This window comes from Pseudomonas antarctica (assembly GCF_900624995.1).
GTDB classification, from domain to species: domain Bacteria; phylum Pseudomonadota; class Gammaproteobacteria; order Pseudomonadales; family Pseudomonadaceae; genus Aquipseudomonas; species Aquipseudomonas antarctica.
In genome coordinates, this window is the sequence record NZ_UYXQ01000021.1 from 52682 (window position 1) to 65828 (window position 13147).

Sequence of the window (13147 nt, forward strand, 5' to 3'; positions counted from 1 at the left end):
AAAAACTGCCCAGTTTTTTCATTTTGCCGGGAACTGGATCCACGCTGAAAGGTGCGGCCCGCATGTGCCACGCCACGTAAACGGGTAAAAATTTATATATCGACGTTGACACTTTTTTTACTTGGCCCTTACCTCACCCAGCATCTTTTGCGCATGTAGAGGTGACTTTAAGAGCGGCAGTTCGTCTCAAGCTTCAACTGCCGGCAATGTTCAGGCTATCGATCACAGAGTGGTCGATGCCCTTTCTGTAACCTCCAGCGACGGGAATGACGAGTGCGCCTTGAGCAATTGCAGGATTGGCGCCTACTATTCCCTACGTGCTGGTTGTGAGCGCTATAGGTTTTCTCGTTGTCGAAACCGGCACGGGGTGGCGTAGATGTTCCTTCGCCGGAAAAACATCGGTAAGGTAGGGGTCGAAATCCAAGACCCGCGAGGAGTAGTGATGAGCGAGGCGTTGTCCATCCACCATGACCAGGCTGGTCATCAGTTCGAGACCAATGTGGACGGTCATCGTGCCTATCTGACCTATATGGACCTCGGTAAACAGACACTGGATATCTATCGCACCTTCGTGCCCAATGCGTTGCGCGGTCGCGGCATTGCTGCGGCGTTGACCGAAGAAGCGTTGAAGTTCGCCGAAGAGGCCGGGTATACGGTGATCCCTTCGTGCTCTTACGTAGAGCGTTACATGGAGCGCCACCAGCGCCATGCCGCGAAGCTGTAACGTATCGGCCGCACCACGAAAAACGCCGGGCTAAGCCTGGCGTTTTTGTGTGCGCAGTTTGAGGTCAGGTGCGTTTGCGTTTCGGCAATACGTCCTTGAGCTTGGCATGCATGCTGCGCAGGGTGGTTTCGGTGGCGGACCAGTCGATGCAGGCATCGGTGATCGACACGCCGTACTGCAAATCGGCCAGGTCTTTTGGAATCGCCTGGCAGCCCCAGTTCAGATGGCTCTCGACCATCAGGCCGATAATCGACTGGTTGCCCTCAAGGATCTGGTTGGCGACGTTTTCCATCACCAGCGGCTGCAGGGCCGGGTCCTTGTTGGAGTTGGCGTGGCTGCAGTCGACCATGATGTTCGGCTTGATCTTGGCCTTGTTCAGTGCCTGCTCACACAGCGCAACGCTGACCGAATCATAGTTGGGCTTGCCGTTGCCGCCGCGTAATACCACGTGACCATAGGCGTTACCCTTGGTGGTGACGATGGACACGCCACCTTCCTGGTTGATACCCAGGAAACGGTGCGGGCTGGACACCGACTGCAGCGCGTTGATCGCAACCGTCAGGCCGCCGTCGGTGCCGTTCTTGAAGCCCACTGCCGACGACAGGCCGGATGCCATTTCACGGTGGGTCTGGGATTCGGTGGTGCGCGCGCCGATGGCCGACCAGCTGATCAGGTCCTGCAGATACTGCGGGGAGATCGGGTCGAGGGCTTCGGTGGCGGTGGGCAGGCCCATTTCGGCCAGGTCCAGCAGCAACTGACGACCGATGTGCAAGCCGTCCTGAATCTTGAACGAGTCGTCCAGGTACGGGTCGTTGATCAAGCCTTTCCAGCCGACGGTGGTACGCGGTTTTTCGAAATAGACGCGCATCACCAGGTACAAGGTGTCCGACACTTCAGCCGCCAGCACCTTGAGGCGCTCGGCGTATTCGTGGGCAGCCTTGAGATCGTGGATCGAGCAAGGGCCGATCACCACAAAGAGGCGGTGGTCGGTGCCGTCGAGAATGTCACGGATAACTTCGCGGCCCTTGGTCACGGTCTGCAGGGCAGCGTCACTCAGGGGGATTTCGCGCTTGAGCTGATCGGGAGTGATCAGGGTCTCGTTGGATTCGACGTTTAGGTCATTGATCGGTAAATCAGCCATCGTGTTACTCGCCAGGGTCACGGGTGCCGGCCGCCAGCCATCCCCGTGCGGCGGGCACAGCATGATTTGAATACAGGGGGGAGGAACCTTAGCGCGTAACACGGGCCCGCGACAATGGGCAAAGCCGGGTTTAATCCAGCGCCGGCGCCACAAAAGTCTCACGAGAGAATTCGCCGGCATGGCGCGAGACCCACTCGCGGGCCATGGCTTCGAGTTGCGCAGGCGTCGGCTCAGCGTGTTCTTGCAAGCGGCAGTAGCGTTCGATCTGGCACACTTGCTCGCCCATGCGCGCACCGAATAAGGCGTGTTCATCGGTAAAAGAAATACCGATGCGATAGCTATTTTCGACCTTGCGGCACCAGGCTACATAGCCTGGATAACAGGCGCTGGCGCCCAGGGACGGAATGCGCAAATCAACCGCCGTACCCTGGCGCCAGGCACGCGGGCAATTGCAGGCGACGCCGCCCAGGCCGATAGTGTGCAGGCGTTGGCGGGGAATGGCAGGAGCGGGACGTTGGATTAACTCGACAGCGACATCATCAGGGTGAGGTAAAAAACGACCCATGTACACGGACTCCGAGCACCGTCCAGTTGACGGCAGCAGCAGCAGTATAGTGAAGGAACTGGAATTGACCGACCTGGATATTGACCAGCAACTGCTGGGATTGCCAGGTATTTCGCTTTTGGTGTTTACCAGTGTCGGCTGTTCCAGTTGCCGCTGGGCACGCCAGCAACTGCCGGGTTGGCGCTTGCCGGTAGACCGCGTGTGCTGGGTGGATGCCGGGCACAACGGCGGTGCGGTCCAGCGCTACCAGATCTTTCATTTGCCCGCGTTGTTCCTCGTGTGCGAGGGTCAATTCCTTGGGCAATTACAGACGCGTCTTACGCTTGCCGACCTTACCGAAGCGGTGAATGACGCACTTACCCGCACACCAGAGGATTTGCCATGACCGCAGTTGCATCCCCGTCGCCACGCATTGGCATTATCGGCACCGGTGCCATCGGAGGGTTCTACGGCATGATGCTGGCGCGTGCCGGGTTCGATGTGCACTTCCTGTTGCGCAGCGAATACGCAGCGGTCAGCGAGCACGGTCTGCACCTCAACAGCACGCTGCATGGCACGTTGCACCTGCACCCGGTGCAGGCCTATGCCCGCGCCGCTGATATGCCGGCGTGCGATTGGCTGCTGGTAGGCACCAAATCCACCGGCAATGTGGACCTCGCGCCGACCATTGCCCAAGTCGCCGCGCCGGACGCCAAAGTGGTGCTGTTGCAAAACGGCCTCGACGTCGAAGACAGCCTGCGCGCACACCTGCCGCCGTCGCTGCACTTGCTGGGTGGCCTGTGCTACATCGGCGTGCACCGCTCCGCACCGGGCGTCGTCGAGCATCAGGCCTTGGGCCGGGTCAATCTTGGCTATCACAGTGGTACCGCGGCCAACGATGAGGTGCGCCAGAAGACGATTGTCGAAGCGGGGGCGGCGCTGTTTCACACGGCCGGCATTGACTCCCAGGCCATGGCTAACGTGCACCTGGCCCGTTGGCACAAGTTGGTGTGGAATGTGCCGTATAACGGCCTTTCCGTGTTGTTGGGCACCGGTACCACGGCAATGATGGCCGATGAATCCAGCCGCGAGTTGATCCAGGCATTGATGGCCGAAGTGGTGAAGGGCGCCCACGCCTGCGGCCATGAAATTCCTGCCAGCTACGCCGAGCAGATGTTCGCCATGACCGAAACCATGGACGACTACCTGCCCAGCATGTTCCACGACCATGTGCACAAGCGCCCGCTGGAGCTGGCGGCGATTTACGCCCGGCCATTGGCCGCTGCGAAGGCGGCGGGGTGTGAATTGCCACGTATTGAGGCGCTGTACCAGGCCTTGAGTTTTATGGATCGGCACAACCGCTGATTCGGGGGGAACACCATGGCAAAGGGATTGGGCGACAAGTTGGTGCTGGCGATTTCATCGCGGGCACTGTTCGACTTGAGCGAGAGCCATACGATATACCTGGCCGAAGGTGTCGAGACCTACCGCCAATATCAGATTGAACACGAGGAAGAAATTCTCGAACCCGGCGAGGCCTTCCCGCTGGTCAAAAAACTTCTGAGTCTCAACGCCAGCCTTGGCCGTGCCCGTGTCGAGGTGGTGCTGGTGTCGCGCAACAGTGCCGACACTGGCTTGCGTGTGTTCAATTCGATCCAGCATTACGGCCTGGACATTTCCCGCGCCGCTTTCGTCGGTGGGCGTAGTCCTTATCCTTATCTGGCCGCGTTTGGTTGCCATCTATTTCTATCGACCCACGCGCAAGACGTGCGCAGTGCACTGGACGCCGGTTTTGCTGCGGCGACCATTCTGTCGGGCGGCACGCGACGGGCCTCGAGTGAGGAACTGCGGATTGCCTTCGACGGCGATGCGGTGCTGTTTTCCGATGAGTCTGAACGTGTTTATCAGTCGGACGGGTTGGCAGCCTTTCAGGCCAGCGAGCGCGAGTCGGCGCGTCAGCCTTTGCATGGTGGCCCGTTCAAAGGTTTCTTGGCGGCACTCAACCTGTTGCAGCGTGAGTTCGCCGACGAGGCGTGCCCAATTCGCACCGCGCTGGTCACCGCGCGCTCGGCGCCGTCCCACGAGCGGGTGATCCGTACCTTGCGCGAATGGGACATCCGCCTGGATGAATCGCTGTTCCTCGGAGGCCTGGATAAATCCGCGTTTCTGGAGGCGTTCGGCGCTGATGTGTTTTTCGATGACCAGGCAGGTCATTGTGAGAAAGCCAGGGAAGTGGTGGCCACCGGGCATGTGCCCCATGGCATCAGCAATGAGTTGAAAATCCACACCGAGAGCTAAGCCGAAGTCCCTTAGGCGCTGCTAAGCTCATTCAATCCCCGCCATCCTGGCCGTCCAGGAGGTTCTATGATTCGTTCGATGCTGTACGCCACGGACCTCGGTCTGTATGCGCCCTATGTCATGCAACATGCGCTGGCACTGGCCCGAACGTTCAAGGCGGATTTGTATGTGGTTCATGTGGTCGAGCCGATTGGTCTGTTCGCCGAATCGGTGTTGCAGAGCTACCTTGATGAGAAGGCCTTGAGTGAATGGCAAAGCCAGGGGCTGACCACGGTGATGGCGACCATCGAGCAGCGCGTGCTGGACAGTTTTCGCGAGGAGTTGGGGGAAGAGGAGCAAGACTTGAAACTGATTTGCTCGGTGCGGGTGATCCAGGGGGACCCGTGCGAGGTGATTCTCGACCAACTGCGTAAACTTTCCGTCGACCTGTTGATCGTAGGTAGTCATAGCCACGCAACCGCTGCGGCCACACCGCTTGGGCGCACGGCGGCGAGGGTGCTGCAGCTGGCGACAGTGCCGGTTTATATGGTGCCTTCGTTACAACGTCGACGCGGTGATGACAACTGATCAGTGAATACGATAAAAAGTTCTAGATTTATAAGTCTAACCTTTAATATAGTTATATACCGTCGCTGATACCCGTGGCGTCTATCTGCTTTGAGGGACACATATGAAGCTTCAACAACTGCGCTACATCTGGGAAGTGGCGCACCACGACCTCAACGTTTCCGCTACCGCTCAAAGCCTTTACACCTCGCAACCCGGTATCAGCAAGCAGATCCGCCTACTCGAAGACGAGCTGGGCGTTGAGGTGTTCGCGCGCAGCGGCAAGCACCTGACCCGCGTCACCCCGGCCGGCGAACGCATTATCACCACCGCCGGCGAGATCCTGCGTAAAGTCGAAAGCATCAAGCAGATCGCCCAGGAATTCTCCAACGAGAAAAAGGGCACCCTGTCGATCGCCACCACCCACACCCAAGCGCGTTATGCGTTGCCGCCGGTGATCCGCGACTTCATCAAGCAATACCCGGACGTCGCCCTGCACATGCACCAGGGTTCGCCGATGCAGATCGCCGAGATGGCCGCAGACGGCACCGTCGATTTCGCCATCGCCACCGAAGCCCTGGAGTTGTTTGGCGACCTGGTGATGATGCCGTGCTACCGCTGGAACCGTTGCGTCGTCGTGCCCCAAGGTCACCCACTGGCCAAGTTGCCGAAGCTGACCTTGGAAGCCTTGGCGGAATACCCGATCGTGACTTACGTGTTTGGTTTTACCGGCCGTTCCAAGCTCGATGAAGCCTTCAGCCATCGCGGTCTCACACCGAAAGTAGTGTTCACCGCCGCTGACGCCGACGTCATCAAAACTTATGTGCGCCTGGGCTTGGGCGTGGGGATTGTCGCCAAGATGGCGGTCGACACCAATCTCGATAAAGACCTGGTGGTACTCGACGCCAGCGAGCTGTTCGAGTCCAGCGTGACCAAGATCGGCTTCCGCCGGGGCACGTTCCTGCGCGGTTTCATGTGCGACTTCATCGAAAAATTCGCGCCGCACCTGACCCGCGAGGTCATGGCCAAGGCGATCCAGTGCCATAACAAGCAAGAACTGGAAGCGCTGTTCGACGGCGTAGAACTGCCCGTCCACTGAGTGGCTTATCGGGCCTCGGTAACCGTAAAGTGTTGCCGAGCGCCCGCCACCAGAATCTCCACCTCATCGCCTTCGAACTTGCCCAGCAGGCTTTTGCCCAGCGGCGATCGCGAGGTGATGACAGTCACCGGTTGCCCCACTACGTCCACCTTCAAGCCTGCCGCATCGGGCGCCAAAAACAACCATTGCTGGCGACCGTTCTCGTCTTCCAGGCCTAGCAGCGCGCCGACTTCTATGCCGCGCTGATCATCGTAGGCACGTAGTTGCAGGTTCTGACACAGCACCAGCGACTGTTTGATCTCCTCGACACGCTTGGCTTGCCCGGCCGCGAGGTAGGACGCTTCCAGCCCGAGTGTGTCGTATTTGTTTTCGGCGATGTTTTCTTCGTGGGTCGCGGTTTCGTAAGCGGTCTGCGCAGCACGTTGGGCGATGTCGAGGTCGACGCTGAGTTTGTCCAGAATCAACTGGAGGACGGCGTGCTTATTCATGGTCATCAATCACAGAATTGCAGGACATTCGCCTTGCTCTTTTCATTGGGCGCGTTCTGGTCCTGTTGCAGCCAGAACTGGCATTTAGGGTTGGACAGGTTACGCGCGTTGTTGCGCGCCTGGTCCAGGGTGTGTTGCTGTTCCTGCTTGCGAAGGTTTTCCTGGTATTGCTCGAACATGCGGTTCGGCGGCTGCGGCGCAACAACGGCCGGTTGACCCAATTGCTGAACGGCTTGAGCAACCGGTGCCAGGCTCTGCGGGAACAGGTAGCGCGACGCCAGCCAAGTGGTTAGCACAATGGCGATAAACCCAAGCCATAGGCCGAACGCCACAGCAACACTGAGCTTGAACAGCGACAACGAACGATCAGCCATGGTGGCCTCCTGGCAGGCATTTGCGACATGGCGGCGATTGTCGCACAGCTACTGTGCAGAATAATCGCGATCAAGCCTTCTGCATCGGCGCATTTATGCGGACAATCGAGCCTTTGAGCGTTGGAGCCCGGAATGAAAGCCCGCTGGGATATTTTTTGCAGCGTCGTCGACAACTACGGCGACATTGGCGTGACCTGGCGTCTGGCCCGGCAATTGGTGGTGGAGCACGCGTGTGAAGTGCGCTTGTGGGTCGATGACCTGCGGGCCTTCGAGCGCATGTGCCCAGAGATCGATGTGCAGCGCGACCAGCAGTGGCAGGAGGGCGTGGAGGTGCGTCAATGGCCGGCGCAGTGGCGCGATACACCTTCTGCTGACGTGGTTATCGCCGCATTTGCCTGCCAACTGCCGCCTGAATATATGGAAGCGATGGCCGCGTGCGAACGCACGCCGTTGTGGATGAACCTGGATTACCTCAGCGCCGAAGACTGGGTAGTGGGCTGCCATCGTCTGCCTTCGGTGAAGTTCAAGGGCGTGCAGAAGTACTTCTTCTTTCCCGGCTTTCGCCCCGGCACGGGCGGCTTGTTGCGTGAGGCTGGCCTACTGGAACAGCGTCAGGCGTTTCAACACGATGGCGCTGCGCAGCAATACTTCCTGCAAACATTGGGCGTATTTCCGGCAGCCGGTGCGCGGCTGATGTCGCTGTTTGCCTACGAAAACGCCGCGCTCGCCGGTTGGCTGGACGTGTTGGCGACGGACGGGCGTGCCACTCATCTGTTGGTGCCGGAAGGACGAATCCTCGGTGACGTTCAGCGCTGGCTCGGCGTTGATGGCTTGGCGGCCGGTGATGTTCACCAACGCGACGCCCTGACCGTTCAGGTGCTGCCTTTCGTGCGCCAGGAACAATATGATCGCTTGCTGTGGTGCTGCGACTTCAACGCCGTGCGCGGCGAAGACTCGTTTGTGCGCGCCCAGTGGGCCGGGCGGCCGTTGCTGTGGCATATCTATCGCCAGGACGAAGACATCCACCTGGACAAGCTCGATGCCTTCCTGGCGCTGTACACCGCCGCGTTATCGCCAGCGGCCAAAGCGGCACTGGTCGCACTTTGGCAAGCCTGGAACGCTGATGGCGAAATGGCACAACCTTGGAAAATGCTGCTGGAGCACTGGCCGGAAGTGAGCGCGCATGCCGAAACGTGGTGTCTGGAACAAGGCTTGCAAGCCGATCTTGCGACGGCGCTGGTACAGTTTTATGAAAGTTGGATATGATACGCCACCTTGATTTTTGTAAATCCCATCCAAATTTCGGATATACGCAATGAAAACTGGTAAAGAGCTGAAACCCGGTACCGTCATCAAGCTCGAAAACGACCCTTGGTTGGTTCAGAAAGCTGAATTCACCAAGTCCGGTCGTAACAGCGCAATCATGAAGACCAAGCTGAAGAACCTGCTGACCGGTTACAAGACCGAGATCGTCTACAGCGCCGATGACAAACTGGAAGACGTGATCCTCGACCGCAAAGAAGCGACCCTGTCCTTCATCAGCGGCGACACCTACACGTTCATGGACACCACCGACTACACCATGTACGAGCTGAACGCTGAAGATATCGAAGCCGTTCTGCCGTTCATCGAAGAAGGCATGGAAGACGTCTGCGAAGCTATTTTCTTCGAAGAGCGCCTGGTTTCCGTAGAGTTGCCAACCACCATCGTGCGTAAGGTTGCCTACACCGAAGGTTCCGCTCGCGGCGACACTTCGGGCAAGGTGATGAAGCCTGCCAAGCTGGCTAACGGTACCGAACTGCAAGTGGCCGATTTCATCGAAATCGACGACATGATCGAGATCGACACCCGCGAAGGTGGTTCGTACAAAGGTCGCGCCAAGAAGTAATTCTGGCCCCGCCGATACAAAAAAGCCCGACCTTGAGTCGGGCTTTTTTGTGGGCGTCAGTTGCTCAGACCGTCACGTGCAGGCGCACCTCAACGTTGCCACGGGTGGCGTTGGAGTACGGGCAAACTTGATGAGCGGCATCGACCAGGCTTTGCGCATCGTCCTGAGCCAGGCCCGGCATACTCACGTGCAAGTCGATATCCAAGCCGAAACCACCGGGGATTTGACCGATGCCGACGTGAGCAGTGATCGAGGTGTTATCCGGGATGTTGCGTTTGGCCTGGCTGGCGACGAACTTCAGGGCGCCGATAAAGCAGGCCGAGTAACCGGCAGCGAACAACTGCTCCGGGTTGGTGGCTTGGCCGCCGGCACCGCCGAGTTCTTTGGGGGTGGAGAGCTTGACGTCGAGGATGTTGTCGCTGGAAACAGCACGACCATCACGGCCGCCGGTGGCGGTGGCTACCGCGGTGTAGAGAGTTTGCATGGTGTTGGCCTCTTTTGGTTAGCGATAAATATTTGCGCACTAAGTAGTTGGTGAGGTGAATGTATAGCGCTAATGTTTAGTGCGCAAGGTAAATGCAAAAAAATGTTCTGCGATGAGTCATCTCCTGACACAGCACACCAACAAATGTGGGGGCTGGCTTGCCTGCGATTACGGTGTGTCAGCCGATGTATTCATGACTGATGTACCGCGATCGCAGGCAAGCCAGCTCCCACATTGGGTATTTGGCGTTTGGTCTACCGCGTCAGACGCTAGCCTGCAGATTTCTACGCAAGGCAATCAAATCGCTTTGCAACGTACGCAACTGCTCCAGCTGCAGCCCGCTGGCGCCGAGGATGCACTGGGGAATGCCCATGGCTTTTTCCTGCAGGGTACGGCCGGCCTGGGTCAATTCCACCACCACCACGCGCTCATCTTCGCGGCTGCGGGTGCGGCTGAGCAGGCCTTCGGCTTCGAGGCGCTTGAGCAGCGGGGTCAGGGAGCCCGGATCGGTCAGCAGGCGGCTGCTGATTTCACCGACGGTCAAGCCATCTTCTTCCCACAGCACCATCATGGCCAAGTACTGCGGGTAAGTCAGGCCGAGTGCTTGCAGCTGTGGTTTGTAGACCTTGGTCATCAGCAGCGACGTAGAGTGCAGGGCGAAACACAGCTGGTTGTCCAGCATCAGGTTTTCGCAAGGGGCGGGATTTTTGCTCATGGCGGTGCCTCGAAAAAGCGTGTCTGGGCTGGAATCTAGCGGTCAAACCTTTAATGCGCCAGATAATTCTGTCTGCCGAGTCAGACCAAGCCGCTTTGCAATGCCAGATCCCAAGGTGGCACGGGGCTGAAGCGTGACTTGAGGTATTCCAGCAACAACCGACTGCGCGCGTTGGCCTGTTGTTCCAGGCGCAGCGCGTAGATGCCAGCGGTTTCCGGGCTGGGCAGGCCGTTTTCGCAAAACAGCGGCAGCAGTTCGCCGCGCACCAGGTATTCACTGGCCAGCCAAGTGGGCAGGTGGGCAATGCCCAGACCGGCGAGAGCGCCCGAGAGCAGCGCTTCGGCGTTATTGGCACTCATGCGAATGCGCTGTGGCCGATAGGTGGCGCGGCGCCCATCCAACTCGAAGCGCCAGGCGAACATCGGCGCCAGGCCGTCCCAGTCGAGGCCATCGTGGTCGCTCAGCTCGCGTGGATGAGTCGGCGTGCCACGGCTTTTCAAGTAGGCCGGGCTGGCGCAGGCAATACGCACGATGCTGGCCAGCGGCGTGGCAATCAAGCGAGTGTCGACGATATGCCCTGCGCGCAACACCAGGTCGACCTTGCCCAAGTGCGCGCCCTGCATATCGACGAAGCTGTCGATCAAATGCAGGTGCACATCCAGCCCCGGGTACACATTCAGAAAGTCGGCGATCACCGGCGCCAGATGACGTCGGCCAAAGGCTGCTGGCGCGTCCACGCGAATCAGGCCCTCCGGTGCATGGCTGAGCGACACCGCCTCGGCCCGTGCCAGTTGCAACTCGCTGACAATCCGCCGCGCTCGCTCGGCAAAGGCCAGGCCTGCCGGTGTGGGCACCACGGCGTGGGTGCTGCGCTGGAACAAGCGGCTGCCTACCGAGCGTTCCAGGCTGTCGATACGCCGAGCCACTGCCGAGGGGGTTAGCGGGTGGCGGCGGGCGGCTGCGGAAAAGCTGCCGGTCTCCAGCACGTCCAGAAACAGGCTCAGTTGATCGGTCAAGGTATTTGGGTTCATAGGCGCGCTTATGCGAGATTGGCACAGCCATTGTGCGTTGCTGTGCGTTTCCACGCCAGAAGCGACTGCGTAGCATGCAAGGCCTGGGCTTTTGGAGTGACGCGCGGTGTTGGATTTAGCGATGTACCTGATATTGGGCGCGGCCCTGGGCACGGTGGGTGGCCTGTTTGGCATTGGTGGCGGGCTGATTGCCATCCCGGTGCTTGGTGTGTTGTTTGGCCTGGATCAGCAGCTCGCCCAAGGCACCGCGTTGGTGATGGTGGTGCCCAACGTGATGCTCGCCTTGTGGCGCTACCACCAGCGTAACCGCATCGAGTTGCGCCATGCGTTGCCCTTGGGCGTCATGGGTTTCAGCTTTGCCTGGCTGGGATCTATCTGGGCGGTCGGCCTGGATGCTGGCGCCATGCGCTTAGGGTTTATCGCGTTCCTGCTGACGCTCTCGGCGTACAACCTGTTGCGCCTGTTCACCCGCAATGCGCCGCCGACCGCGCAGATGCGTTATTCGTGGCCATGGCTTGGGGTGCTGGGTGCCGCCTCAGGTTCCATGGGCGGCTTGTTTGGGGTGGGCGGCGCGGTGGTTGCCACGCCGGTGCTGACCAGCCTGTTCGGCGCCTCCCAAGTGGTCGCCCAAGGCTTATCGCTGGCGCTGGCGCTGCCCAGCACCGGTGTGACCCTCGTGACCTATGCCTGGCACCACGAGGTGGACTGGATGATCGGTGTGCCGATGGCGGTCGGTGGCTTGCTGAGTATCAGTTGGGGCGTGAAAGTCGCCCACGCGCTGCCGGAGCGGATATTGCGTGGCCTGTTCTGTGGCTTTCTGGCGGTGTGTGCGGTGATGCTGACCTTTAAAGTTTGAAGCCCTCGAGGATGTACTCCGCCAGGCAGTCGGTGATGGGGGAGTTCATGGAAGGGTTACGCAGCAGCCGCAGGCTCATCGACGGCAACGCCGCAAAGCCCTCGTCGCTGCCGAGTATTCGCAGGTCTTCAGTGACCAGGCTTTCCATGCTGATCATGACTGCGAGGCCAGCGTTGACCACCGCCTGAATCGCCGCCACGTTGGAGCTGTGATAAGCCAGGCGATAATCGCGTCCGGACGCTTCCAGAGCCGTCCTTGCCCAATTGGTGTACAGGCAGTCTGCGCCGGAAATCGCCAGAGGCAAGGCCTCATGCTCGTCCACGCAGAAACAAGACGAGGCTACCCACACCATACGATCAGTGCGCAACAGCTCGCCGATTTCACTGCCAGGTTCACGGCTGATCACCGTCAGGGCCAGGTCCCGACGCTGCATCAGTACCGTGGACGACTCGCAGTGCATTTCAATCTGGATCAGCGGGTAGGCCTTGGAAAACCGCTTGAGAATACCCGGCAGATAACGCATCACGTAGTCGTCCGGTGTGCCGATGCGCACCAACCCGACCATGTGCGGTTCGCGCAGGGTGTTGAACACCTCACTGTGCAGCTTGAGGATACGCCGCGCATAACCGAGCAACACCTGGCCCTCGGGCGTCAGCCGCACCTGGCGGCCGTCGCGCTCGAACAGCTTGCGCTGCAGTACGTCTTCTTCCAGGCGCTTCATCTGCATGCTCACCGCCGATTGCGTGCGGTTGACCAGCTCGCCGGCGCGGGTAAAGCCGCCTTGATCGACGATGGCGACGAAGGTGCGCAGCACTTCAGTGTCGATGCTTGGGTAGTCGGACAATAGATCAATCTCTGAGATGTATTGCATAAGAAACATTCGTTGGATTGATCATAAGGCCAGGCACACACTCTCGTCATCCCCACTGGAGGGCGAGAAGATGAAAGGTCAGAAAGGT

General features: G+C 59.4%; 17 protein-coding genes. 9 read left to right on the forward strand and 8 right to left on the reverse strand.

All coding sequences use genetic code 11. The features are described from left to right. Nucleotides 1-442 precede the first annotated feature (442 nt). Nucleotides 443-724 carry a GNAT family N-acetyltransferase gene (locus tag E0F99_RS14280; protein WP_003189869.1) on the forward strand — a complete coding sequence of 94 codons (282 nt, stop codon included), beginning with the start codon at nt 443-445 and terminating at the stop codon, nt 722-724. A gap of 64 nt (nt 725-788) precedes the next feature. Here E0F99_RS14280 and E0F99_RS14285 read toward each other — a convergent pair whose 3' ends face one another. Both E0F99_RS14285 and E0F99_RS14290 read right to left on the reverse strand, forming a co-directional pair. Beyond that, nucleotides 789-1865, reverse strand: coding sequence for a 3-deoxy-7-phosphoheptulonate synthase (locus tag E0F99_RS14285; protein ID WP_060753323.1), 1077 nt, complete (start codon nt 1863-1865; stop codon nt 789-791). A 130-nt stretch (nt 1866-1995) separates the two neighbouring features. Beyond that, the gene (locus tag E0F99_RS14290; protein WP_083359452.1) at nt 1996-2430 is read right to left on the reverse strand and encodes a PilZ domain-containing protein; all 435 of its coding nucleotides are present in this window, start codon (nt 2428-2430) and stop codon (nt 1996-1998) included. Here E0F99_RS14290 and E0F99_RS14295 point away from each other — a divergent pair. From E0F99_RS14295 to cysB, 5 genes are all read left to right on the forward strand, one after another. Further along, entirely contained in the window at nt 2429-2815 is a 387-nt protein-coding gene (locus E0F99_RS14295) for a YbbN family protein (RefSeq protein WP_083359451.1), read from the forward strand. The two genes, E0F99_RS14290 and E0F99_RS14295, sit on opposite strands and share 2 nt — an antisense overlap. Then, nucleotides 2812-3774, forward strand: a complete 963-nt coding sequence (locus E0F99_RS14300) for a putative 2-dehydropantoate 2-reductase (RefSeq protein ID WP_083359450.1) — start codon at nt 2812-2814, stop codon at nt 3772-3774. The genes E0F99_RS14295 and E0F99_RS14300 overlap by 4 nt, the downstream gene beginning before the upstream one ends. A gap of 15 nt (nt 3775-3789) precedes the next feature. After that, nucleotides 3790-4707 (forward strand): 5'-nucleotidase, encoded by a 918-nt coding sequence (locus tag E0F99_RS14305; protein WP_083359449.1) that lies wholly within the window; start codon nt 3790-3792, stop codon nt 4705-4707. 66 nt (nt 4708-4773) lie between these two features. Beyond that, nucleotides 4774-5274: a universal stress protein gene (locus E0F99_RS14310; RefSeq protein ID WP_083359448.1), complete on the forward strand. Its 501-nt coding sequence runs from the start codon at nt 4774-4776 to the stop codon at nt 5272-5274. Nucleotides 5275-5377: 103 nt separating this feature from the next. Continuing rightward, entirely contained in the window at nt 5378-6352 is a 975-nt protein-coding gene (cysB, locus tag E0F99_RS14315) for an HTH-type transcriptional regulator CysB (RefSeq protein ID WP_083359447.1), read from the forward strand. 5 nt (nt 6353-6357) lie between these two features. Here cysB and E0F99_RS14320 read toward each other — a convergent pair whose 3' ends face one another. Together E0F99_RS14320 and E0F99_RS14325 are read right to left on the reverse strand one after the other, a co-directional pair. Continuing rightward, on the reverse strand, nt 6358-6840 hold the full coding sequence (locus E0F99_RS14320) for a GreA/GreB family elongation factor (RefSeq protein WP_083360478.1): 483 nt from the start codon (nt 6838-6840) through the stop codon (nt 6358-6360). A gap of 5 nt (nt 6841-6845) precedes the next feature. After that, entirely contained in the window at nt 6846-7214 is a 369-nt protein-coding gene (locus E0F99_RS14325) for a hypothetical protein (protein WP_083359446.1), read from the reverse strand. Between the two features lie 132 nt (nt 7215-7346). Between E0F99_RS14325 and earP the strand changes: the two genes are divergently transcribed. Next, nucleotides 7347-8480, forward strand: coding sequence for an elongation factor P maturation arginine rhamnosyltransferase EarP (gene earP / locus E0F99_RS14330; protein ID WP_083359445.1), 1134 nt, complete (start codon nt 7347-7349; stop codon nt 8478-8480). Between the two features lie 49 nt (nt 8481-8529). Continuing rightward, nucleotides 8530-9102, forward strand: a complete 573-nt coding sequence (locus E0F99_RS14335; protein WP_083359444.1) for an elongation factor P — start codon at nt 8530-8532, stop codon at nt 9100-9102. Between the two features lie 64 nt (nt 9103-9166). Here E0F99_RS14335 and E0F99_RS14340 read toward each other — a convergent pair whose 3' ends face one another. The 3 genes from E0F99_RS14340 to E0F99_RS14350 form a co-directional block, all read right to left on the reverse strand. Next, nucleotides 9167-9586 carry an organic hydroperoxide resistance protein gene (locus E0F99_RS14340; RefSeq protein ID WP_083359443.1) on the reverse strand — a complete coding sequence of 140 codons (420 nt, stop codon included), beginning with the start codon at nt 9584-9586 and terminating at the stop codon, nt 9167-9169. Between the two features lie 262 nt (nt 9587-9848). Continuing rightward, entirely contained in the window at nt 9849-10301 is a 453-nt protein-coding gene (locus E0F99_RS14345) for a MarR family winged helix-turn-helix transcriptional regulator (RefSeq protein ID WP_083359442.1), read from the reverse strand. 80 nt (nt 10302-10381) lie between these two features. Further along, nucleotides 10382-11332, reverse strand: coding sequence for a LysR family transcriptional regulator (locus E0F99_RS14350; RefSeq protein WP_083359441.1), 951 nt, complete (start codon nt 11330-11332; stop codon nt 10382-10384). Between the two features lie 106 nt (nt 11333-11438). Between E0F99_RS14350 and E0F99_RS14355 the strand changes: the two genes are divergently transcribed. After that, complete coding sequence (locus tag E0F99_RS14355; protein ID WP_083359440.1) at nt 11439-12188, forward strand: sulfite exporter TauE/SafE family protein; 750 nt, start codon at nt 11439-11441, stop codon at nt 12186-12188. Here the strand turns inward: E0F99_RS14355 and E0F99_RS14360 are convergent. Continuing rightward, entirely contained in the window at nt 12178-13059 is an 882-nt protein-coding gene (locus tag E0F99_RS14360; RefSeq protein ID WP_083359439.1) for a LysR family transcriptional regulator, read from the reverse strand. The two genes, E0F99_RS14355 and E0F99_RS14360, sit on opposite strands and share 11 nt — an antisense overlap. Nucleotides 13060-13147 lie beyond the last annotated feature (88 nt).

Coding starts and splice junctions, on each gene's coding strand:
- E0F99_RS14325 (WP_083359446.1), bottom strand. CDS start 7,214: ATGGCTGATCGTTCGTTGTCGCTGTTCAAGCTCAGTGTTGCTGTGGCG.
- E0F99_RS14340 (WP_083359443.1), bottom strand. CDS start 9,586: ATGCAAACTCTCTACACCGCGGTAGCCACCGCCACCGGCGGCCGTGAT.
- E0F99_RS14300 (WP_083359450.1), top strand. CDS start 2,812: ATGACCGCAGTTGCATCCCCGTCGCCACGCATTGGCATTATCGGCACC.
- E0F99_RS14290 (WP_083359452.1), bottom strand. CDS start 2,430: ATGGGTCGTTTTTTACCTCACCCTGATGATGTCGCTGTCGAGTTAATC.
- earP (WP_083359445.1), top strand. CDS start 7,347: ATGAAAGCCCGCTGGGATATTTTTTGCAGCGTCGTCGACAACTACGGC.
- E0F99_RS14350 (WP_083359441.1), bottom strand. CDS start 11,332: ATGAACCCAAATACCTTGACCGATCAACTGAGCCTGTTTCTGGACGTG.
- cysB (WP_083359447.1), top strand. CDS start 5,378: ATGAAGCTTCAACAACTGCGCTACATCTGGGAAGTGGCGCACCACGAC.
- E0F99_RS14295 (WP_083359451.1), top strand. CDS start 2,429: ATGTACACGGACTCCGAGCACCGTCCAGTTGACGGCAGCAGCAGCAGT.
- E0F99_RS14345 (WP_083359442.1), bottom strand. CDS start 10,301: ATGAGCAAAAATCCCGCCCCTTGCGAAAACCTGATGCTGGACAACCAG.
- E0F99_RS14285 (WP_060753323.1), bottom strand. CDS start 1,865: ATGGCTGATTTACCGATCAATGACCTAAACGTCGAATCCAACGAGACC.
- E0F99_RS14280 (WP_003189869.1), top strand. CDS start 443: ATGAGCGAGGCGTTGTCCATCCACCATGACCAGGCTGGTCATCAGTTC.
- E0F99_RS14310 (WP_083359448.1), top strand. CDS start 4,774: ATGATTCGTTCGATGCTGTACGCCACGGACCTCGGTCTGTATGCGCCC.
- E0F99_RS14360 (WP_083359439.1), bottom strand. CDS start 13,059: ATGCAATACATCTCAGAGATTGATCTATTGTCCGACTACCCAAGCATC.
- E0F99_RS14335 (WP_083359444.1), top strand. CDS start 8,530: ATGAAAACTGGTAAAGAGCTGAAACCCGGTACCGTCATCAAGCTCGAA.
- E0F99_RS14305 (WP_083359449.1), top strand. CDS start 3,790: ATGGCAAAGGGATTGGGCGACAAGTTGGTGCTGGCGATTTCATCGCGG.
- E0F99_RS14320 (WP_083360478.1), bottom strand. CDS start 6,840: ATGAATAAGCACGCCGTCCTCCAGTTGATTCTGGACAAACTCAGCGTC.